Below are 22,712 nucleotides of genomic sequence, written 5' to 3'. Positions count from 1 at the left end.
CTCTATCCTATGAGTAACAAAGTTCTCCCTTCTGTTTCTCTGGAATCCAAGCAGCCGATTTACAAGGTTGAAAAGGATTGTCTCATCTCGAAGAATGCGGACGTGACGGTGGCCTTCCGCCTGGAGCTGCCGGAGATCTTCACGCTCTCGCGCCAGGACTACGAGCAGCTGCAAGCGGCCTTCGTGAAGGCGGTTCGGCTGCTGCCCGACCACTGCGTGGTGCACAAGCAGGACTGGTACGTGGAGGACAAGTACGCGCCGGGCTTCGAGGCGGAAAGAACCTTACTCTCGGCTTCCTACGAGCGGCACTTCAACGAGCGGCCGTTCCTCAACCACTTCTGCTACCTCTACATTACCAAATGCTCATCGGAGCGCCCCGATTGGGGCAGCACGGCGGGCCTCCTGGCCCGCCGGAACATCGTGCCCAGGGAAATGCTGGATACAAAGCAGTTGGAAGCCTTCTTTGATACCGTCGGCCAGTTCGTGCGGACGCTGGAAGGGGTAGGGCCAACCAATGCACCTTATATCAGGTCGCACCGGCTCACCTCCGATGAGATGGCCGGGACGGAGCAGGCGGCGGGCCTGCTGGAAAAGTACCTCTCGCTCGACCTGTCCGACCAAGCCGTGCAAGTAGACATGGACCTGACGGGCGGACTGAAGGTAGGAGCGGAGTACTGCAATATGTTCTCGGTGGCCAACCTGGACGATTTACCAAGTGCGGTTGAAACCGATATCCGCTACGAGCAGTACAGCACGGCTCACTCGGACTTCCCCATCTCCTTCGCCGCGCCGCTGGGGCTGCTGCTGGGCACGAACCACATTCTGAACCAGTATGTGTTTTTGGACAACACGGCCAAGACGGTTAAGATGTTTGAGCAGAAGAAGGACCGGCTCAACTCGCTATCCCTCTACTCGCGGCAGAACGCCATCAACTACGAATACTATAACTCGTTCCTGAACGAGCTGATAGCCACGAAGCGCCGCCCGGCCCGGGTTCATTGCAATGTGCTCACCTGGGGCCGCAATGAGGACTACCTGACGGAGGTGCGCAAGATGGTAAACGCGGCCTTCAACGCCATGAACTGCAAGCCGCGGCAAAACACGGTGGACATTGCGGCCCTGTATTGGGGCGGCATTCCGGGCAACGCCGGCGACTTCCCCTCGGAGGAAACCTTCTACACCTTCATCGAGCAGGCGGTCTGCTTCTGGGCCTGCGAAACCAACTACCGCAGCACCGGCGCCACCAAAGGCATCAAGCTCTCCGACCGCCTCACCGGCAAGCCCGTGCTGGTGGACATTTCCGACGAGCCGATGAAGCGGCAGGTCATCTTCAACCGCAACAAGTTCGTGCTGGGCCCCTCCGGTTCGGGCAAGTCGTTTTTCACCAACCACATGGTGCGCCAGTACTACGAGCAGGGCGCCCACGTGCTGCTGGTAGACACGGGTAACTCCTACAAGGGGCTGTGTGAGTTGGTGGGTGGCGTGTACTTCACCTACGAGGAGGATGCGCCCATTGCCTTCAACCCCTTCCTGATTTCCGGGGCGCTGGACGTGGAGAAGAAGGAAAGCATCAAAACGCTGCTGCAGGCGCTTTGGAAGAAGGACGACGAGACCGTCAGCCAGTCGGAGTACGTGTCACTTTCCACGGCCGTGAGCTTGTACTACGTCATGCTGGATGCCAACCCGGCCATTAAGCCCGGGTTTAATTCGTTCTACGAGTTTGTGAAGGGGCCCTTTCGCAGAGTGCTGGAAGAAGATAAGGTACGGGAGAAGGATTTCGACATTGACAACTTCCTCTATGTACTGAAGCCTTACTACCGGGGCGGCGAGTACGACTACTTGCTCAACTCCGACCAGGAGTTGGATCTGGTGCAGGCCCCGTTCATCGTCTTCGAGCTGGACAACATCAAGGACCACCCCATCCTGTTCCCGGTAGTCACGCTCATTATCATGGAAACCTTCATCTCCAAGATGCGCAAGCTCAAGGGGGTGCGGAAAATGATTCTGATTGAGGAGGCCTGGAAGGCATTGACCACGCCCGGCATGGCCGCCTACATTAAGTACCTGTTCAAGACGGTGCGCAAGTTCTTCGGGGAGGCCATCGTGGTCACGCAAGAAATCGACGACATCATCGGCAACGAGATTGTCAAGGACGCCATCATCAATAACTCGGACTGCAAAATTCTGCTCGACCAGCGCAAGTTCATGAGCCGCTTCGAGGAGATACAGGCCCTGCTCTCGCTCACGCCCAAAGAAAAAGACCTGGTGCTCTCCATCAACCGGGACAATAAGGCCACGCGGGGCCGCTACACGGAGGTATTCATCAGCTTGGGCGGGGTCGTGTCGAAGGTGTATGCCATCGAGGTTTCCAAAGAGGAATACGTGACCTACACCACCGAAGAAACCGAAAAGGTAAAGCTGTTCGACAAGTTCAGACAGACCGGGGACATGCCTACGGCGATTAAACTTTTTGCAGCCGACCTGCGCGAAGGCCGGGCTTAATTTTCAACCAAAGGGAAAAATTATGAAAGCAAAAGTCACCATCCTGGGCCTGGCAATACTGGCCCTCAGCGCTGGGCAAGCCTCCGCGCAGCTCGTGGTTACGGCCCCCGTGCTGGAAGTGCAGTCCGGCGTCCAGACGGGCCTGCAAAACACCATGAAGGGCCTTTCCAAAGCGGCAAACGTGCTGGTGAAAGCCGGCGTGAAAGAGCAGGAGCTGACCAAGGTATTCTCGGAAAAGAATATGATGCTGGCCAAGAACTGGTACGACGGGCTGCTGCAAGTCAGCAACACGGTTCGCACCTACCGGCGCGTACAGTCCGTGTTTGAGAAGCAGGGCAGAATCATTCAGAACTACGCCACGGCCATTGAAACGCTGCGGCAGTCGCCCTACGTGCAGCCGGAACAGCTCTCGACGATGGTTACGGTGTACACCAAGATGCTGACGGAAAGTGCCAACACGCTCCAGGATCTGCAAACCGTCGTCAGCCCGGCCATGCTCAAGATGACGGACGCCGAGCGGATGCGCTTCATCGACAAGCTGGACGCGAAGATTTCCGACCAGTTGGGCCTAATCAACTACTACACGCAGCGCAACATGGTGCAAATGCACATGGCCGAGCAGAAAGCGCAGGACTTGCAGGCCCTGAACGCCCTGATGGGGGCCCGCTAGGCACGCTTCCCATTTCAACTACCCCTGCCATGAAAGCAACGACGAAAATTCTCGCCCTGGGCTTGACCCTCCTTGCCAGCCCGGCTTACGCGCAGTTCCCGGCGGTTATCTCGGCCCCTATCGCGGAAAAGAGCTCCCGCAAGCAGATTGTCCACCAAAGTGTCTCGGCTACCCTGCTGGGGGAGGGGAAGGGGCTGGCCAACGACATGAAGGTGGTCAGCGGCAAGATCAAGGGCATCATGGACAAAACCCAGGCCCTGCACGACCAGTGGTATAGCAGCCTGCTACAAATCAGCGCCGGGGTCCGCAATTACCGCCGGGTCCGGGAGATTTACACCCACCAAGGCGAGATGATTAACCAGTTCGCTACTGCCATTCCGGAGCTGCGCCGCAAGCAGCTCACGCCCGCGCAGCTCACCGAAGCCTCGACGGTGTACCAAGGCATTTTGCAGGAGAACGTGGCCCTGCTGGGCGAGCTGGCCGGCATCCTCAGCGCGGGCCAGGCGAAGATGACCGACCCGGAGCGGCTAGAGTTCATCGACAACATTGCCGACCGCATCGTGAAGCAGCACGACCTGATGAACTACTTCACGGGCAAGTGCCGGGCTATTGCGCAGCACCAGGCCCAACAGGTCCAGGACCACGAAGCGGTCAATGCCTTGATGACTGCCCGTTAACGGTTCGGACTATCCTTTCACTTCCATTTTCAACCCTATGCAAAGCAAGCTAAACCAGTTGCTCACTGTTGTTGCCGTTACGGGAATGGCCCTGCTCACCTCGTGTTCCTCTGGCAGCAAACCAGACCAATTTTTGGGCGAGTGGCAGTCCGTGGATAGTCCCACCCGTCCGCACATGACCATTCAGGAGCGCGGGGAAAACCTGACGCTACTAGAGGGCAAAAAGGAATACCCGCTCACCTACGATAAGGACAACCATAAGCTTACCGTCAATACCGGCTTAGGAGCTATGGACATCATCTACTTGGGCGAGAAAGACCACCTCCTGATTTCAGGCGCAGGTGAGTATTCCAAGGTAGCAAAGTAGCCATTCATCATTTACTGACCCTTATCCCCCAAGTTGATTCTCGCCCTTCCCAATGGACCCGACCGCTATTGATCTGAACATGGCTGTGTACGAGCAAAAGCTCGAAGCCATTTATACCGAGATGCTCTCCTTCACTTCCATGTTCATTAACCTGGGCCGGGCCGTGGGGGGCATTGGGGCGCTACTCTACATCAGCAGCCGGGTATGGGGTAACATTGCCCGCGCCGAGCCCATCGACTTGTTTCCCCTGCTCCGGCCCTTTGCCATCGGCCTGGCTATTCTGCTATTCGTGCCCTTGTGCGGGGCGCTGCGGGGCGTTACGATGGCGGTGGCGCACGGCACCGACACAATACGCATGGGCCAGCTAGCGGAAGTAAACCGGCTCACGGCCCAACGGGACCAATTAGCGGCCGATGCCAAGGCCAAGTCGGATATGGCGATCAACGAGGAATACGAAAAGGAGCTAGGCAAGCTCGGGGCGCTGGACGTGGGCCGCAAAGCCAGCCTGGCCTTTAATCAGGTGCAATACTCCGTCGGCCAAAACTTCCGGGAGTGGACCAAATCCATCCTGGAACTGGGCGCGCTGGCCGCCAAGCTGGCCATCAGCCTAATCTCCACCTTCCTGCTCGTGCTGCTCAGCGTGGCCGGCCCGCTGGCCTTCGGCATCGCCATTATTCCCAGCTTCGGGGGCGGGCTGATGAAGTGGTTCGGCTACTTCCTCACGATTTCCCTCTGGGTGCCGGTAGCTAACATCTACGCAGCGGTGCTGGCCCACGTCCAGGTAACAATGCTCAATGAGAACATTCGGCAGTTGCAGGCCGGGGGTAGCGTAGAGTCGGCCGATATCGCTTACCTGTGTATGCTGGTGCTGGCCATCGTGGGCTACATTTTCGTTCCCAAAGCGGCGGATATGCTGATTGACGGCTCCGGGGTGGGCAGCGCGGCCACCTCGTTCATCACGACCACCACGGCCACGACGGCAGCCGTGGCCGGCGCGACGAGCGGGGCTGCCCTGCGCACGGGCGCGGGGGTGGTGCAGGGCGCAGCCGGCATGGCCAGCCCCCAAAATATGTCGCGGGGCGAAGAATTTGGGCACCGAGCCGGCTTGGCGCTGCGCGAGCGTTTCAGCCGCAAGGGCTAAGCCGCCTGGCCCTATCCACCACCACTAACGTCCACCTTTATGTTTGCTTCGCTTAAAACCATCGACTCTGCTTTTCAGCAAGTAAAGACCCTGGCCATCATCTTCATTATCGCGGTGCTGCTGCTGGCCGGTGCCATCGCTTACTTCGCGTTCCAATCGACCACTGCGGCGGCGAACCGCATCTACGTGCTGGAAGGGGGGCAGCTGCTTACGGCCGGCGCGCAGGATGCGCGGGCGAACCGGCCGGTCGAGGCCCGGAGCCACGTTACCCGGTTTCACGAGCTCTTTTTCACGCTCGACCCCGACCAAAAGGCCATCGACCTGAACGTGAACAAAGCCCTGTACCTGGCCGATAACTCGGCTAAGAAACAGTACGAGAACTTCAAGGAGAAGGGCTTTTATAACGACTTGATAGCGGCTAACATCAGCCTGGAAATGACGGTGGATAGTGTCATTATCGGCAACGCCCGCCCGCTGACGGCCCGCTGCTTCGGACATCAGCGCGTTATCCGGGCTACGTCGATAACCAACCGCAATTTTATCTCCGATTGCACCCTTCGCGACGTGACGCGCTCGGAAAACAACCCGCACGGCTTCCTGATGGAAAACTGGCGGGTGGTGCAAAATAAAGACTTGAATACCCTTCAGCGCTAAGCTACTATCCCTATGGCAACGCCCACGAAGCCCCACGACGCGCAATTTATAAGGACCCGCAAAATGGCTACTTTTCTGCCGGTGGTAGGGGTACCATTCCTGGCCGTGATGTTTTTCCTGGGTGGGGGTGGCGAAGGCACCCCAGTTGAGGCGCAAGACGTGGAATCCGGCTTTAATACCGAGCTTCCCGGAGCGGAGAAGGGCACCATTACTGCCAGCAAGCTCGAAGCCTACGCTAGTCCGGTAGATTCCCTGCGGAACCGGGGCCTGGTCGATGCGCAGATTGATACCAGCTCGGGTGGGGGGCTGTCTTACGGCATTCAGGCGGACGGGAAGGCTGGCCCGAACGGGTCGGTCGACAAGTCGGTGGCCGCGGCCCAGGCGCAGCTAATTGCTGCGCAGCAAGCCCAGCTGAACGGCAGCGTGGCCCCGGGCGCCACGGCGCCGCCTAGCACGGCGCTCGGCTCGCTCACCCCGGAAGAAAAGATGGAGCTGATGCGCACGGAGCATGCACGGGAGTTAGCCGCGGCGCGGGCGCAGGCGCAGATGGCCGCCCTCATGGCGCAGTCCAACGCAGCCGGCGGTAGCGCGGCGACCCCGCGCGCAGTAGCCTCTGCGCCCGCCAAGAAAAAGCCGGCTACCAAAGTGCGGGCCCTGAACGAGGACGCGGTCGTGTCCCGCCTGGGGTCGACCGGGACGGGGAAGGGGCGTACCGCTTCTTTTCAAGGGCTGGATGATGGCAGTTCGTCGGGGGTGGATTCCAACACGCTGCCGGCCGTGATTCACGAGTCGCAGGAAGTGGTGTCGGGCTCCCTGATTAAGATGCGCCTGACGGAGCCCGCCGTAATTAACGGGCACCAGGTGCCGGCCAATACCTTCCTCTATGGCAAGTGCAGCCTACAAGGTGAGCGGCTCAGCATTGCCATTGAAACGCTTAAGTCCGGCAACAGCGTGTTTCCGGCATCGCTGGAGGTCTACGACGTGGACGGACTGCAGGGGCTGCACATTCCCGGGGCAATCACCCGGGATGCCGCCAAGCAGGCTGGCGCGAATAGCATGGACGCGGCCGACGCCATGGTGATGAGCGCGGACCCAACGCTGGTGGCGGCGGGAGTAGCGGTCAGTGCCGCCAAGAACCTCGGCAAAAACAAGATTCGCCTGGTGAAGGTCCGCCTCAAAGCCGGCTATAATGTTATGCTCAAAGTAGATAAAGACTAATCCTTATGAAAACGACCGCCTGCCTGGCACTGGCCCTGGGGCTACTTACCGCCCGGACGCCGACCGTAGTGGCTCAGAATACCGCCTCGTCCCAAAAGCAGCCTACCCCCACCAAAGCCAGCAAGCTAGCCAGCCTGTCGCTGTACGTGAGTGACCAGAAAACTACCCACCTGATATTTCCTCATCCCGTAACCTATGTTGATCTGGGCAGTACGGGTCTGATTGCCGCCAAAGCAACCGGCTCGGAAAACATCGTGCGCGTGAAAGCGGCGACGGCGGGCTTCGGGGAAACCAACATGACGGTACTATCCGGGGGCAAGCTCTACTCCTTTGTGGTAAATTACCAGCGTAGCCCGCGCCTGGTGGGTATTGACCTGGGTATGGCCGATGGCAGCCCCGATAAGGGCCAGTTGCCCACTACGCCGCTGTACGTGAGCAACCAAAAGACTACCCATCTGGTGTTTCCCTACCCGATTACCTACGTCGACTTGGGCAACCCGGGGATTATCGCGGCCAAAGCCACGGGCGCGGAAAACATCGTGCGCGTGAAGGCAGCTGGTACAAGCTTTCCTGAGACGAACATCACGGTGCTGACCTCGAACGGGAAGCTGTATATGTTCACGGTCAACTACCAACACGATCCCAAGGTGCTCAGCCTGGATATGGGCGCTCCCGATGCAGCGGTGGCAACCAGTGAAGCAGGAGAGGCTATTCTGTCGAACTCGCCTATTCCCCAAGGCAACCTGGATGCCTATTCCAAGCAGGCCCTGGCGCGGGGCGGCTCGTCGGCCAGTGAAAGCGCCAACCAGTTGTCGGTACACTCCGGCAGTGTCGGCTACAAGCAAGAAACGCTGTTCTTTCCCCTGCACATCGCCAACAAGTCGAATGTGACCTACGATGTGGACTTTGTGAAATTTTACATCCAGGATAAGAAGGTGGCCAAACGCACGGCGGAGCAGGCCATTGAGATCACCCCCATCTACGTCTACAATGGCAGCCAGAAAAAGATAGACGTTCAAAGCAAACTGGAACAGGTATACGTGTTCAAGAAGTTTACCATCCCGGATCAGAAGCAGCTCATTATCGAGGTCTACGAGAAGGGGGGAGGGCGTAACGTGAAGCTCAACCTCTCCAATTCAGACCTGCTCAACGCCCGCACGTTCCAGTAAGCCGGTCTGAGCTTTCCACGCCTTTCTGCCCTCGCCCTATGAAAAGCCCCCAATCTTCGCGTATAGCGGCCCTCCGGTCGGCACGCCTAGGTGCGCGAGGTAGCGGTAAATAGTAGCTCGTCCCACCCCCAATTGGTGACCAATTTCGGCCGCCGTTTTATCCTCTTACCAGTACAAAGCTGTGATTCCAGCCTGGCCCGCCGTCTTCGCTTCGCTGGACGAGTACAACAATAAGTGCATGCTGGAGAAGATCAGGGCCAGTGTGTCAGCCCACTCAGGGAGTTCGATGCAGAGAATCTGAGTAAGGTCAATAGGGTGCTGGACGATGGCTTGTCCGGCACCGAATTTCTAGCCTGGTTCCGACCACAACTATTCTTCTCACGTGCCATGTCGCAAAAAGGCCCTGCAAGAGATGCAGGGCCTTTTTACTTAGCGAAATGCTCGCGGTTTATATGCGAAATGCCAAAGTGGGCGAGAAATTTCCTTAGTTGCTAAGAATCCTCTCCAAGCAGACGTATTAACACCGCTATGAAACTGCACATTTTCGGCGCTTCCGGCTCGGGCGTTACGACCTTGGGCAAGGCACTCAGTGGAGTACTAGGCATTCCCTATTTTGACAGCGACGACTATTTTTGGCTAGCGTCCGACCCTCCTTTTACGCAGCGGCGCCCCGCCCTACTACGCAACGCCGCCCTTGAGAGGGAGTTGAGCCAACATACCCGTTGGATTCTGGGCGGCTCCCTCGTTGGGTGGGGGCACAAATGGCTAAAAGCCTTCGATTTGGCCATTTTTCTCTGGCTACCTCCCGCTGTGCGCCCACGCCGTTTGCAGCAGCGGAACATACACTTTATGGAGACCAACTCGTCACGGAGCCAGCTCGTGCTGAGCAGTACCAAACGTTCCTGACGTGGGCAGCAGGGTATGATGACAATTCCAGTGGGGGTAACCTTACCCTAGCGAATCATACGAATTGGCTTAGCCAAGTTACGTGTCCCGTCTTGGAAATACGGGGTAACTTGTCGGTGGAGCAGCGCTTAGAGCTTATTCACCACCAGTTAACAGAACTTGGGCGGCTTTGATTCTCCTACGCTTTTGGCCTTGGTTAAAACTAAGGCCCCACTGGCGCAGTTGTCCACTCCTTGAAACCTTACCTAGCAGCGGCGTAGGTATACCCATCTTCTGACGATTAGGCCGGCTTGACAAAAGCCATCAGTATGGTCGTTTCACGTTTGTCTTTCAACAACCTACGTTCTTTGACAGGTCCTCATGATTTATTTCATTTTCAATGAGTTCTACTGCTATTTGTAGCCCATTAATTCTATTCACAAGTAGTGTTTCTTGCGAAGATTTCACTCTTACAGAAGTCTGAGCTTTTCTGCATTTACTGAGAAGAGAACTTACTGATTTTAAAGCCTCCTGTAAATCTTCCTTCTTATATTTCCTTGTCATTTGGCCTTGGTTAAAGGGTACTCCAACGGTCGCATCTGTCGCCTACCGCCGTTGTGCCGAGAGCTGGGCCGCTGCCTGTTGCAGCAGCTGTTCATTACCCGTTGCCACCGCTCCGGAAGGCAACTGCAAGCCATCTTCCAACCCAATGCGCGTAGAGAGACGCTGTTCCATCGCTACTTGAAATAGGGGCCACATGGTTGCGTTCATGCCGTGCAGCAGGCGGGGCACTTGCGGTTGAAAGGCTTGCATGGTTCGCAGAATAGTATGTGCAGTGCGCATGGCCTCCTCCAAGTGCTGTTCCGCTATTTCTACCAGTAGGCGACAGTAGGTAGCAGGTGGGGCAAATTGTAATAAGCGTTGCGCGTCAGCAACGCTGCTTAGGCCCGCTTCCACGGCGATTCCGCGGCTGGTGGCGGCATGCCAAAGGTCTGGAGCGGCGACTTCCCCCAGGTTGATCGACACGTAATCGGGCAGTTCGGTCCACGTGGCCAGTAACGTAGCCAGAGGTGTGGGGGAGGCAATGCCCTCATGGGTGGAAATGCCAACCAATACCCCCGGCACCTGCGCACGAACCGCTTGCAAGGCCCCCGCCACATCGACAGCGCGTAAACTCTCGGACCCATCCTCCGCCCGCGGGTGCAGATGCAACTCCTGAGCCCCGGCCCGCACGACAAGCCCGGCATCGGCCGCCAACTCGGACGGGGTGTACGGCACGGCCGCATGCTCGTGCTTGGTGCGATTGCCATTTAGACAGGCCTGTAGCATAGGAGGAAAGCTGGGTTTGGCGAGCAGGCAAAGAAACGGAATTGGTTCCGTAGAAGCGTCCCCTAACTCACCGGTATTACGCGGATTGCACGCACGCGCTGACCAGGCGCGTTGCGCACCATGAAAGAGCAAATGCAACTTTTCACCCAAACTTTTATAGTGGCTCTGGCCCTCGCACTATCACTCCCTAATCTTTCGCACGCTCTTTAGGCAAACAGAAAAGTACTCGCACTATCTCTAGGTAATATTCGCAAGTGGTGTAGTTGAACGCTTTGTCTTGATCCTTGAATTTTCTCGCCTACTCTGGCAATTCACAACAGGCAGCAAGAGCAACACAAAGAATCGTTTCACATGGATGGGAAGGCGGAGGCCTGAGCACACGATTACGGTAGATGTTACCTTCGCGGGCCGCTATGATTGTTTCATTCCGCTTGACTGGGTGGCTTAACGTGGCAACGAATGCGGCTTTACTGCTTCAGTTCACGTAAATGAGTAGAGAATATAAGTAAGTTGCTATAGTTATAATGCCTCGTTGAATCCACCACGTTATACCCCCGACTGCCATGCCCAACTACCAGCAAGGTTACGAGGAAGGCCGTAATGAGCACCGTTATTCGGCTCACTCAACCCGCGTGGTTGGGCGAGGGCTAGGTGCCCTCATTGGATGGGGTTTTGTGCTGGGCTCCCGCGTGGTGGTACAGGCCTTGGTAGCCGCCCCCTTCATCACTCTTGGCTTTATCATACTGGCTCCAATGGATTTCCTTGGTCCGGTGTTCGGCATTCCCCGCCTGATGGGCATGGGACTGGTAGCTTTCCTAGCCTACGCCGGCCTGTACTGGCTGAAAGGGTTGGTGGTGGCCCTGCGGCATCGCCGGGGCGGGCTCTGGGTGCTACCCTTTTTGGTGTGCGTGACTCTAGCCTGCCTGCTGCCCGGCTACCTGGCTCACCTAGTGGTCGCGCACTCGCTGCCGGCGGCTAGTCCGGTGTGGGGCTGGGCCGTTGGGGCGGCCCTCGCTTTGTTTGCCTACTGCCGCTACCGCTTCACGGAAAACAGCGCCCCGAAGCTGGTAGAGGGGTTTTACCGGCGTGGCTACCAGTGGGGCGCCGCGCGGTAGGCCAGGCGTACTCCTTACCGAGTATCGGCTTATAGTGTAGGCCCGCGGCGCTTCGGCACGGAGGGTTTTTGTTGGGAGGGTGGGCTCACCGGGCCGGGAGTACTACTTCCCGGTGGTTCCGTTAGCTGGGTGACCGGCTGCACGGACTGCTGCGGCTGGGGCGCCAGTTCGGCGCGAAACGCTTGCACGGCCTGGGCTACGGCCTGCGAGAAGCGCAGCAGCGCGGGCTTGTCGGAGAGCTGCGGGTTAGCGGAGCGCGCGATCAGCACGTAGGGCTTCTGCAAGTCATCCAGCGTGGCCTGCTCGGTCAGGGCGGCGGGGCGGGGCATGATGGCCGCCTGCACGTAGGTAAGCAGGGGCGACATAATCGGCCCGCCGTTGGCATCCTGCAGCGGAGCCCCGGTTTCCTGGGCGTGGCGAATGCCGACCCGCTGGCTGCTGGCCTTCAGCTCGCGCAGGGCCTGTAGCCGAGCTACCTCCCCGGTGGGCTCACGCAAGGGCCGCGCTAGGCTGGGATGCCGGGCAGCTTCGGCAGCGGCCCCGGGTAGCGCGGTGGTGGCCGCCTCAAGCAGGTAGCGAAGGCGGGTCAGGTTCTCATGCGTGCTGGCCGAAACGCCCACGAGGCCAGTATCCCGGGCCAGGTTGAACTCCTTATATACTTTCTGAAAATCAAGGCGGTAGCCGGCCTGGTGGCCTAGCTGCAGCAGCACAGCTTGCATCGTGCGGCCGTTGCCTTCGCGGAAGAGGTGAACGTGGTTGAAGTGGTCGAGGTAGTACGCGGCCCGCTCCACGAACTGCGGCTTGGATAACCCCTTCAGGTTGTTCTCGGCCGTGAGTTGCGCGGCCAGCGCGCCCACGTCGGAGCCGATGTGGCGGTAGTTGGCGTAGGTCAGCAGGTGGTCGGCCTGCACGTGGGCGGCGGGCTTGTAGCCCTGAAATCCCCGGTCCTGGCGGGTTTCGCCGGCCCACGGGTACACGTCCTGGAACAAGTAGCGGTGCATGGCCCGGAGATGCTGCTCATCAAAGGCAACCGGAATGGGCGGGACGGCGTACGCCGGGCCAACGATGGGCTGCACCGGCGGCCGGGGGGTGACGAGGCCCACCTGCGCCCGAACAAACATGAGCCGCGTAATCGACAAGTCGGCTTCGAGGCGGTCCAGCTGACTCTCGCTGGTGGCGCGGACATTATTATACAGCAGGCCGTCGGCCGGGTTCGTAAATACGTCGGGCATTATCGCGTAGCAAAAAGCCCGGCACGGGGCCGGGCTTCGGTGAGGGTAGCCTTCCTGCCGCGAGGAAGCGAAGGGCACTTGCGGCAGGAAGGCGCAGGGTGTCTACAGGGTCGGTATGCGTTCCTCGAACAGCAGATAGGGGCTGTACTCGGGCGCGGGCTCCACGTGGGGGCCTTCGCCGGGGGCGTACTTGGCCAGCGGGTCCGGGCCGGGAGCCGGCGCGTAGTCGGCCTCGAGCGCGGCCGACACCTGTTCCAAGTCAATCTCGCCGGCGATGTAACGGTTCTGCAAGGCCACCAGTTGCGGCGACGGGGGCCGGTTCTGGCTCATGGACACCCCCACGGCGAATTTTACCACGTCGCGGCGCTGCTGCTCGCTACGCTCGTTATCGGAGAAATACGGGGTCTTTTCCATACGACAAGATACGCAATTGGGCTAAAAATGGGGGCCCCGGCGGCGCGGTTTAGGCGCCGGGCTGGGCGTGGGCGCAACAGGCGTCAGGGGGGGCCTTGGCAGCTTTTTCAGGCTGGGGTGGTCGGTGAGCGGGGTAGCGAAGGACCGACGCGCCTTCACCAGCTCGGCAATTTCCCGGCCGCGCTGCTGCTGCGCCGGGCTGCCGCGCAGCAGTTGCTCCACCTGGCTTTCAAAGGCCTTCGCCACGGCCTCTTTCACGTCCTGGCCGGGCTGCTGCTCCACCCGCTTCATCCACTCGAGGCGGTGCTCCCGGTCGATGCAGGGCAGCACGCCGCTGAGCTGGAGCAGGGGGGTCGCGCCGGTCCGGAGCTGGTCGCGGGGAATGGCCAGGAAAAACTGCTGGCCTACGCCGTCGCCCCAGTGCAGGTTGTTGCGGGTCAGGCCCTGGCCAAACTCGGCCGGCTGGGCCACGTGCACCTGCTCGGCGCGCAGCTCCCGCTGCAGCTGGTAGAGGGCCACGTTCTGGCTGTAGCGGTGGGGGCTGGCCGAGTCGGCCCGGTAGGGGCCCACCTGCAGGGCTTCGGCCAGGCCCCGGGCCCGCACCTGGTCGTTCTCGGTCAGGTACTTCAGCAGCGTGTCCGCGTCGGTGAAGTACACGCTGGCCGTGGTCGGGCTGCGGCGGATCACGTCGGCGTCCCGAAAGTCGAACTGCACCAGCATCTTGCCGGCCGGCAGCCCTTTCCGGGGGTGTTCCCAGTGGTCCACGCCGGGATACAGGGCGTTGCCCTGATCGGTCATTGCCTGGCGGGCGGCGGTGTCGGCGGGGGGAAGTACGAGGCGCACGCGCTAGGCTTCAAAGGACAGCGTACGGGCGGGCGGGGTGGGAGTGCCCTGGCCAATCCGCACAAAGTGGCGGGTGTCGTGCAGCCCCTCGCCGGACAGCGTGATGGTGGGCGGAAACACGAAGTGCTCCTGCAACAGGGCCACGTTCAGGGGCTCGGTAAAGCCGTAGGTGCCCAACCCGTCGCGGTTGAAGTCAAACCGGTCCCCCGTGGCCGGCGTGTAGCCCCGGGCCTTCAGAAAGTCGATAACGGGGAGCAGGTGGTCCGTGTCGCTGCCGTTGGGCGCGTCCTGCGGGATAACGGTTTTCGGGAGGGTCTGGCACATGGATAACTCTGGCGGAGGAGCGGGCAAGATAAGCAGGGGCGAGTACTACTGCCGTTGCCGCTGCCGGCGCTGCAAGGCGGACGAGGGCAGGGAAAGGCTCAGGGCCAGTCGCGGGGGCGGACCTTACTTCCCTGTACAAGTGCAAAACGAGAATAAAGACTTCCTTAAGTTATACATCTGCGACAAGAAGGTGGTCAAGCGGCTCTCGCGGGCCAAGCGAAGGGCCTCGGTTTTGAACGCCTCGTCGCACTTGCCATTGTTGCTGGAAAATACGTCCTAGTTCTGTCCGCCTCAGCTAGACCACCTCACTTAAGTGAAAATAGACCTTTTGTCAAATAAGCTTCGCTGTTTATATTTGCTGCACTTGGGTGCGCCAACCATCCTTCTTTCCGTCCTATTCTCTGTTGGTTCCTCCTATTGCGTTTATATCAGCTACCCTATCTAGGTAGCCTTTGTCTTAATGTCTTCCCGTTGGGTTAGGCTTGGCTAGCCTGTGCCTGTCGTAATGCATCCTATAGCTTTTTATTCCTGCTTACATGAAACAAGCTTTACGCGTTAGTGCTATCGTTATTACCCTGCTTAGCAAATCATTCAACGTTGCCCACGCTCAAACTACGGGCCCCGCTGGTCTAACCAATGGCTTGGTAACATGGCTGCAGTTGGATGAAACAACTGGTACTAAAGCCCAGGATGTATCCGGTGCGGGACGTTCGGCCCAGATAGTCAATACTGGCAACTGGCATGCTTGGGGTAAGGTGAAGGGCGCTATCCGGCTGCAAAATGATGCTGCTATCCGCATTCCCCTCCGGTGGCAGCCAGCCGCCTTCACTGTTAGCTGGTGGGTGTATGCGGATGGTGGCACCATCGGCAATTGGACGCAAGCTGTGGGAGCCAGCTTACACGGTCCAGATCCATGGAGCGGGTTTTTATTCCATGCTTCTTCTTCGGGCCGGGTGTATACGGGTACGGATTTAGCAACCCGTATAGAATCCCCTGATAATACCCTGCAGCCAAACGTCTGGCAGCATTTCGTCTTTACCTTTAACCGGGGCGAAGCCGCCTTGTATCGTAACGGGCAGCAGGTTGCTTACCGGGCCAGTGGCATGTCTATGCCGGCGCCCTGGTCAGAACTAGCTGTTGGCTCAACTACCAATCCCTCCTTACGGGCGAACGGATACTACGATGACGTGCGCGTCTATGATAGGGCTCTATCCCCGACTGAGGTTACTCAGTTGGCTGCTAGTACAGCGGTCATTTATACTCCCCCCGCAGATCCGGCGGACGACCTAGACCGAAATTGGAATATGTCTCGTTCCTTTGATGGCAATGGGAATATCATAGGGGAAGGCAAAGCATTTACCGATGCTCTTGGCCGCTCCACTCAAGGCCAAGTTAAAAGCCAAACGACTGGCCACGTTCTAGCCACTCAAACAGTATATAGTTCTGGTGGAAAACCTGCATTGTCCACCTTAGTGGCTCCCACGAACAACAGTGCCTTTCGCTTCAAAAAGAAATTTCTGACTACTGATGGGCAAGAATACCAGGCCACCCATTTCGAGGGAACTCATGTCAATTCTCCCGCTCCGGCTGACCAGCCAGCTACGCCAGGTTCGGTCGGCTACTACTATAGTACCAGTAATACACTGGAACCCCTGACGGCTACTACTGAATATCCTTTTGGCCTGACTGAAGAATATGGTGGCCCGCTAGGTGGCGTAAAACGTGTGGCAGCTCCTGGTGAAACCTTCCGGATGGGCAGCGGGCGAGAAACTAAAGGTCGGGAATTTCCCCTACTGAATGACTTAGATCACTACTTGACGCTGCGCCAGCAGTTCGTGCCAGGGGCTTCGCTAGCGACCACCTTGCGCCTGAAAGGAGAGAAGGCCGTAAACGTGAACGTAGATGGCAAGGAAAGTATTAACTTTTCCGACGCCGATGGCAAGCTACTGGCAACCTGCCTGAGCGGCAGTCAGTATCCGGGTCTGACGCTTACGGCCGCTATTCACGCCCAGCCAGAAAACTCTGACGGCCTGCCCCAGTATCAGGACTTGCATATTCCGGCTGCCGGCAGTGTGTCCCTGTCGGTGCAGGGCAGTGGGCGGTTGCGGATTATCAACCTGCTCACTGAAGCAGTTACCTTCCACGCCGCGCCCTGGCAGCCTATTACCCTGGAGCCCGGCTTCTACCGCGTTATTTCCGAAGAGGAAAACCAAATTATAAGCTACCTGGCTCGTTACGGGGAGTTTAGCTATTCGTACTACGATGATGCAGGTCGGGTCGTAGCCACGGTAGCGCCCAAAGGGGTTTCTCTACTGACGGCGACACCTGGATCAACCTCCACTAACAGCCGGGTCGGCAGTTGGTCGTTTAACGAAAATACAGGCAGCACCGTCGCTGATCAGTCCGGCAAAGGGTTGACGGGAACCCTCATGAACCACGTAAGCTGGGGTTCTCAGCTTGGGGGAAGCGGCACCCTGTGCGGCCTGCAAACCGAACACCAGGGTAATTTGACCTTGACGGCTCCGGCCGGCACCGTCTTCACCGGCATGCTCACTGCCCGCTACGGAACCGGGCAAGGCAGCGACTGTGCTTCCTACACGTTTGATCCTTCGTGTAGTGCCGATGTAACCAGCCGGGTAACCAGCCTGGCAGCCTCTCAACTTGCCACTACCCCCACTCAAATCAGCATCACGGCTAGCAACTCCACCCTGGGTGTTGATCCGTGCGGCGGACAAGTAAAAATCCTGCGTATTCAGGCAGATTACAAACCGGGTGGCATTCCGGCTTCCCCAGCCGGGGGGGGACATTTGTTGTTTGATGGGCAGGATGACTATGTACGGGTAGGGGATATCCCAGCTCTACGGATGACAAATGCCTTTACAATTGAAGCCTGGATTTATCCGACGGCCAATCAAAGTGGTATCATCGTCAACAAAGAGAATGAGTACGAAATAGCCCGGTTCGAGGACGGTAGTATTCAGTGGGCCATCAACAACACCTCCCCTGGCTGGACCTGGATCAACACGGGTATTATTGCCCCATTAAATACTTGGTCTCATATTGGTCTGACCTACAACAATGGAGTGGTCACTGCCTACCTGAATGGCAGCGCGGTTGGTACGCCCTACAGTGGCGCGGGTGACGTACGCTATTCAGCCGGCGAGTTCTGGATTGGTGGCCGACAGTGCTGCAGCCAGTTTTTCAAGGGTGCCCTCGACGAAGTGCGCGTGTGGAGCACCGTCCGCACTCCGAATGTTGGCACCGTTACAGAGGGAAGTGTGCCGTTTGTGACCCGCAACACCTATAGCGGGGCGGGTACCTTGCTGGCCACCGAAAGCACCGATGAGGGCCGCACAGAATACGTATACGCCCGCGACGGCCGCATCCGCTTCTCCCAGAGCACCCTGCAAAAGCAGCAAAACCGTTTTTCGTACTCCAACTATGACGAAGTAGGGCGGGTAGTCGAGTCGGGTGAATACCAGATGGCTAACGGTCAAGGGCATGTGTTCGAGAACCAATTACCGAAAGTGGTAGCCTACGAGGCGGAAAACGCATCAAGCAACCCTGGTCCCAATACCAACTGGCCCGGTTACCGAGGAACAGGATTCGTGGGAGACCTAACTTCTCAGGGTACTAATGTCCATTTTAATGTATCCGTTCCCACAAAAGGTCGCTACACGGTGGTTATTCGATATGCCGCCGATAATACCGGTGTGGAGCGGCGCATGCCCCTCTATGTCAACTGGAGCTACAAGTACCATATTGATTTCCCCTGCACCAACTCCTGGGCCAACTGGAGCTTCCAAACATTTGATGTTGACCTTGACGCTGGTTCTAACTCTATTCGACTCCAACACGATGGCCGTTCTAACGAAGGGTGGATAAATGTCGATTACATAGAAATAGCAGAAGAACGGACGCCAGCCAGTAACAGTGTACTTACTCTGCTGGAAGAGCGTATGCCTAGCAATAGCCTTGATGTGAACCGCTGCAGCCAGCGCAACACGGTATGGTATGACCTTCCTATGCAAGATGCAGCACTCAATAGTCGCACTCAGGAGTTCGTGTTAGGGGCGGTAGCTAAAACCAGCAACGGTACCAACACTACTTGGTATAGCTACGACGAAATGGGCCGGGTAGTGTGGATGGTGCAGACAGCTCCTGCGGTAGGCACTAAGATGGTTGACTATACCTACGATTTCTTGGGTAATGTACTAGAAGTGGCGTATCAGAAAGGTCAGCCCGACGCCTTTTACCACCACTACGAGTATGATGCAGATCGGCGCCTGCGAAGCGCTTACACGAGCCCTGATGGGCTGGCCGCTAACCGAACGCTCCAGGCCCGTTATTTCTACTACTTACATGGTCCGCTCAAAAGAGTAGAACTGGCTGACCGCCTACAAGGCATTGATTATGCCTACACCCTGCAAGGATGGCTCAAAAGTATCAACAACGTAGAGCAGCGCTTTGACCCCGGCCAGGATAGCCCGGCCGCTAATGGTACGTTGAGGGACCTGTTTAGCATGCGCTTAGATTACTTTGATGGGGATTACCGCAGCCGCCAACTCACTGCGCCTAACCTTAACAGCCCTGCCAACCAGAATGCAGCTCGCTATGATGGCACGGTGAAAGCGAACATGTGGCGTACGGCGGCTTCCTCCTCTGTGCACGGCTATGCCTACCAATACGACGCCAAAGGCCAACTGCTGCAATCAGATTATGGTCAGTTGACGGGAGGAAATTACCTCAGCTACGATCCTACCCATAAATTTGAAGAAGGCAACCTTAGCTACGATGCTCACGGCAACATTTTGAGCCTGCGCCGCCGCGACACAGCCGGTATTACCACGGATGACTTCACCTACCAGTACACGCCCAATACCAATAAGCTACTGGCGGTCAAAAACCAGAACGGAGCAAACGTCCTCAGTTATGAGTACGACGAGAACGGTCAGATGACCCGGGAATCGGAAGCTGGCAAAGGTGACAAATACTTGCGCTACGATGTAACAGGCAGAGTAACGGGCGTGTATCGTAATGCCAACTTTACCAGTCCGGTGACCATATATAATTATAATGACCGGGGCTTTCGCAGCAGCAAAGTAGTGTTCAATGCTCAAGGCACAACTCTGAATACTACTTACTTTATAACCGATGCTGAAGGCAACGTGCTCAGTACGTATGAACAACAACCTGAAAAAGATCTGCAGCAAACAGAAGTACCTATTTATGGTTCAAGCCGGTTAGGTACGTTGACACGACTTGAAGATGGTTCTCTGGACTCCCGCTACGAATTGAACGATCAGCTTGGCAATGCCCGGGTTATCTTCCACAAGCCCAAGACTATAAAATACCAAGCTACTATGGAACCCGGGCAGGCGACGAAGGAAGAGGAGCAATTCACTAATATTCAGGGAACTCGCGTTTATCACCCGTCAGCTCGAACAGGTAGCCACGTATCACGTATCAACGCCAGCCAAGGGCTCATATATGGTCCCGGCAAAACGTTAGCTGTTGAGCAAGGTGATACTATTACCTTCTCTACCTGGATGCTAGCTATGCCCACTTCGCGTCCAGACCAATTAACAATGAAGCCGCTCTTAGCGGCTGGGGCAGCAGTAGGCTCGGCGCAGGTTCAACCTGCTATACTGCCTGAAGGTCGTAGGATACAGCGTCATGCAAACTGGCTGAACCGCTTGGCGGCTGGCATTTCCTTTACAGGTTGGAGTAAGGGCGCTACAGCAAATCGTACTGTTGCTATGACAGGATCCGGCACGACATTGCGGTACATTTTACGTGACGTAGATGGTACAGTGGTAGAAGACCGCGAGATTGCTATCCTAGGCAATGATGGGGCATGGCACCAACTAAAGATTGGGGTCCGGGCAGCGAAGGCAGGAACAGCGGAGATGATTATTTCCAGTACCCTTCAACAGGACGTATTATTCGATGATGTAGAGGTTACGCAAACGGGTTGTATGATTGTGCAGGAACAACATACATATGCCTTTGGCTCCCCCCTCACAGGCCTTAACTATGTAATAGGTAATAAACGATATCGGCATGGTTACCAAGGTCAGCATACGGATCACGACGAAGAAACAGGTTATGAGGCATTCGAACTTCGTCTTTATAATAGTCGAATTGGTCGTTGGATGACAATTGATCCTGCAGGCCAGTTCTACTCAGGCTATGTTGGTATGGGTAATAACCCTTTGATTAATATAGACCCTGATGGGGCCTTCGCAGGGCCTGGCAATCCATTCAAGGCGATATTCACATTAGGCGATATAACTAAGCAAACATTTGCCCTAGGTGAAGTAACAGTTACCGCGTCAAGGCATTCACTTGGAGCGCTGAGGACCTTGGCAAGTTATGCGAGCAATGTAGCAAGAACGTTAAAGAGCATTCCAAAAGTGGATGAACCTGGTACATTAGAGAGTGCGATACCAGTTTGGGGTTCTGGCAGGCAGGCAATTCATGATTTCCAAAATGGGAACTATGCATGGGGGGCATTTAATACTGCTATGGCAGTATCAGATGTATTTTTAGTTAAATCACTAGTGACAGGAGTAGGTAGAATAGGAGCAAAAACAGCTTGGAAAACAGGATCGCATACCTGGGGCGCTACTCGGAAATGGATAGGCAAAAATGGGCTTGCTGCCCGGGGTCAGGAAGTACATCACTGGCTTTTACATAGAAATCAAGGCATTGGTAAGTATGCGCCTAATTGGTTAAAAAATCAACCTTGGAACCTTATGAACATGCCAAATCAATTGTTCCATGATGCTTTACATGGGGTCGGTCCCAATCCAATGAATTTAGCCGAACAACTCTATCACGGTACGCCAAGGTGGTTTAAATCCGTTATTGGTTCTGGTGGCGGTAGAACAGTTGAAGGGGTAGTACGCTAAAAAAACAAACCATGAATGAAATAGTATTCCCAGTAGCCTTATTTACAAATCAATCAAGGCCATATATATATAAGAGTGAAGAAGATTTAACAACAGCAAATGCAAAGGCATTAAAAAATAATTTTTTTAATGACAGCTTCATAGTTGATTCAAGTAATTATAAATTTTTAATTACTTCCGTTGAAAAAATACATGGCATAGGTTTATTTGGGGGTTATAATATTTTTTTAAATCAAAAGGTTCGCATCAAACTAAACTTAATCCGTGATTTAAAAGAATTATCCTTAAATAACTTTTTATCAGAAGTAATAAAAAGAAAAAAGCATTATCATGGCAATATATCGTACGAAGAAATTGTTAGTAATATATCATCCTGCGGGAGCATTAAAGATTTAATAATGTATTTACTAACACTCCAAGAGAAAAAATTTAATACATAAGTCATTGTTTTTTATCACTACATGTTTTTACTCTCAAGCAAATCTTTTCTTGTGAATTTAATAAAGCACTAATTTGGAAGGTAAAAACCAACTTGAATAAAAAAATACTTTGCTTGGAGCCATTGCGATGGTGATATGCCGTACGCATTTGCTGAACAAATAGTATAACACTCATTATTCTGCTCATTGATAGTTCACTTTGATGTTTCGTATTCACCTGGCTTGCTATAGCTGCCTTATATTTTTGGGGTGCTCTCAGTCAATGGATCAAGCAACGTACAAAATGTATCTGCAAGAACCATCCAACGGTTTGTCACATACTCGGGAAATAAGTTCAGTGACGGTATGCTGCACGTATCAGCCAACGGATCTGCTAGTGGCCCAAGAGTTGGTTGCTACTTCTAATATTTCATCCAAGGTCATTGATTCGGTGCGACGAAATTACGCGGGCAAGACATACCTCGTCTTGTCACTAGCCCAGAACAAAGCGGAAATCGAAAACCAGTACATCACGGATCAACCCCTGTTCACTCGTGCCCTTACCTATCTCAATTCAGGTATTGCGCAGGACGTATACGTTGTTACCGTGAAGCCCCAACATGATTCAGTGGCAGCTTTAGCTGCACTATATCCTCGACAATACGGTACCACTGGCCGTTCCACGGTATTACTAGTATTTGATACCCATCAATTGGACTTAACACATGGGTTCACACTAGCTTACCACGATACCCAGTTTCAGCTCGGCTCTTTGCGGTTTCCATTCCGCGAGGAGGCTTTAACCAATTTGCCTAAACTCAAATTTTAGTACCATCAGC

General features: G+C 55.9%; 16 protein-coding genes. 11 read left to right on the top strand and 5 right to left on the bottom strand.

What is annotated here, in order from left to right:
• Positions 1 to 9 precede the first annotated feature (9 nt).
• Genes IEW18_RS19765 through traN form a run of 8 tightly spaced genes read left to right on the top strand, consistent with a single transcriptional unit; the run spans position 10 to position 8,398 of the window.
• On the top strand, positions 10 to 2,502 hold the full coding sequence (locus tag IEW18_RS19765; protein WP_188559616.1) for a TraG family conjugative transposon ATPase: 2,493 nt from the start codon (positions 10 to 12) through the stop codon (positions 2,500 to 2,502).
• Positions 2,503 to 2,524: 22 nt separating this feature from the next.
• Positions 2,525 to 3,172 carry a hypothetical protein gene (locus IEW18_RS19760; protein ID WP_188559615.1) on the top strand — a complete coding sequence of 216 codons (648 nt, stop codon included), beginning with the start codon at positions 2,525 to 2,527 and terminating at the stop codon, positions 3,170 to 3,172.
• A gap of 29 nt (positions 3,173 to 3,201) precedes the next feature.
• Entirely contained in the window at positions 3,202 to 3,849 is a 648-nt protein-coding gene (locus tag IEW18_RS19755) for a hypothetical protein (RefSeq protein WP_188559614.1), read from the top strand.
• A 37-nt stretch (positions 3,850 to 3,886) separates the two neighbouring features.
• Entirely contained in the window at positions 3,887 to 4,216 is a 330-nt protein-coding gene (locus IEW18_RS19750) for a DUF3876 domain-containing protein (RefSeq protein WP_188559613.1), read from the top strand.
• A 52-nt stretch (positions 4,217 to 4,268) separates the two neighbouring features.
• Complete coding sequence (locus IEW18_RS19745) at positions 4,269 to 5,357, top strand: TraJ family protein (RefSeq protein WP_188559612.1); 1,089 nt, start codon at positions 4,269 to 4,271, stop codon at positions 5,355 to 5,357.
• 39 nt (positions 5,358 to 5,396) lie between these two features.
• Positions 5,397 to 6,011: a conjugative transposon protein TraK gene (traK, locus tag IEW18_RS19740; protein WP_188559611.1), complete on the top strand. Its 615-nt coding sequence runs from the start codon at positions 5,397 to 5,399 to the stop codon at positions 6,009 to 6,011.
• A 12-nt stretch (positions 6,012 to 6,023) separates the two neighbouring features.
• A complete protein-coding gene (gene traM, locus IEW18_RS19735; protein ID WP_188559610.1) occupies positions 6,024 to 7,229 on the top strand; it encodes a conjugative transposon protein TraM in 1,206 nt (401 codons plus the stop codon).
• A 5-nt stretch (positions 7,230 to 7,234) separates the two neighbouring features.
• A complete protein-coding gene (gene traN / locus IEW18_RS19730; protein WP_188559609.1) occupies positions 7,235 to 8,398 on the top strand; it encodes a conjugative transposon protein TraN in 1,164 nt (387 codons plus the stop codon).
• 1,491 nt (positions 8,399 to 9,889) lie between these two features.
• Here the strand turns inward: traN and IEW18_RS19725 are convergent.
• Positions 9,890 to 10,612 (bottom strand): 3-keto-5-aminohexanoate cleavage protein, encoded by a 723-nt coding sequence (locus IEW18_RS19725; protein WP_188559608.1) that lies wholly within the window; start codon positions 10,610 to 10,612, stop codon positions 9,890 to 9,892.
• A 563-nt stretch (positions 10,613 to 11,175) separates the two neighbouring features.
• On the opposite strand from IEW18_RS19725, the gene IEW18_RS19720 reads away from it, so the two are divergent.
• Positions 11,176 to 11,727 (top strand): hypothetical protein, encoded by a 552-nt coding sequence (locus IEW18_RS19720; protein ID WP_188559607.1) that lies wholly within the window; start codon positions 11,176 to 11,178, stop codon positions 11,725 to 11,727.
• A 29-nt stretch (positions 11,728 to 11,756) separates the two neighbouring features.
• Here IEW18_RS19720 and IEW18_RS19715 read toward each other — a convergent pair whose 3' ends face one another.
• From IEW18_RS19715 to IEW18_RS19700, 4 genes are all read right to left on the bottom strand, one after another.
• Complete coding sequence (locus IEW18_RS19715; RefSeq protein ID WP_188559606.1) at positions 11,757 to 12,959, bottom strand: Fic family protein; 1,203 nt, start codon at positions 12,957 to 12,959, stop codon at positions 11,757 to 11,759.
• Between the two features lie 102 nt (positions 12,960 to 13,061).
• Positions 13,062 to 13,373 carry an antitoxin VbhA family protein gene (locus tag IEW18_RS19710; RefSeq protein ID WP_188559605.1) on the bottom strand — a complete coding sequence of 104 codons (312 nt, stop codon included), beginning with the start codon at positions 13,371 to 13,373 and terminating at the stop codon, positions 13,062 to 13,064.
• Positions 13,374 to 13,394: 21 nt separating this feature from the next.
• On the bottom strand, positions 13,395 to 14,216 hold the full coding sequence (locus IEW18_RS19705) for a hypothetical protein (RefSeq protein WP_188559604.1): 822 nt from the start codon (positions 14,214 to 14,216) through the stop codon (positions 13,395 to 13,397).
• A gap of 3 nt (positions 14,217 to 14,219) precedes the next feature.
• A complete protein-coding gene (locus IEW18_RS19700; protein ID WP_188559603.1) occupies positions 14,220 to 14,540 on the bottom strand; it encodes a hypothetical protein in 321 nt (106 codons plus the stop codon).
• A 536-nt stretch (positions 14,541 to 15,076) separates the two neighbouring features.
• Between IEW18_RS19700 and IEW18_RS19695 the strand changes: the two genes are divergently transcribed.
• Both IEW18_RS19695 and IEW18_RS19690 read left to right on the top strand, forming a co-directional pair.
• Complete coding sequence (locus IEW18_RS19695) at positions 15,077 to 21,454, top strand: LamG-like jellyroll fold domain-containing protein (protein WP_188559602.1); 6,378 nt, start codon at positions 15,077 to 15,079, stop codon at positions 21,452 to 21,454.
• Positions 21,455 to 21,465: 11 nt separating this feature from the next.
• A complete protein-coding gene (locus IEW18_RS19690; protein ID WP_188559601.1) occupies positions 21,466 to 21,894 on the top strand; it encodes a hypothetical protein in 429 nt (142 codons plus the stop codon).
• Positions 21,895 to 22,712 lie beyond the last annotated feature (818 nt).

It is taken from the genome of Hymenobacter glacieicola (assembly GCF_014640315.1).
Taxonomy (GTDB): Bacteria; Bacteroidota; Bacteroidia; order Cytophagales; family Hymenobacteraceae; genus Hymenobacter; species Hymenobacter glacieicola.
The sequence above is the reverse complement of the archived record's forward strand: the minus strand, read 5'-3'. Positions and strand labels throughout refer to the sequence as shown.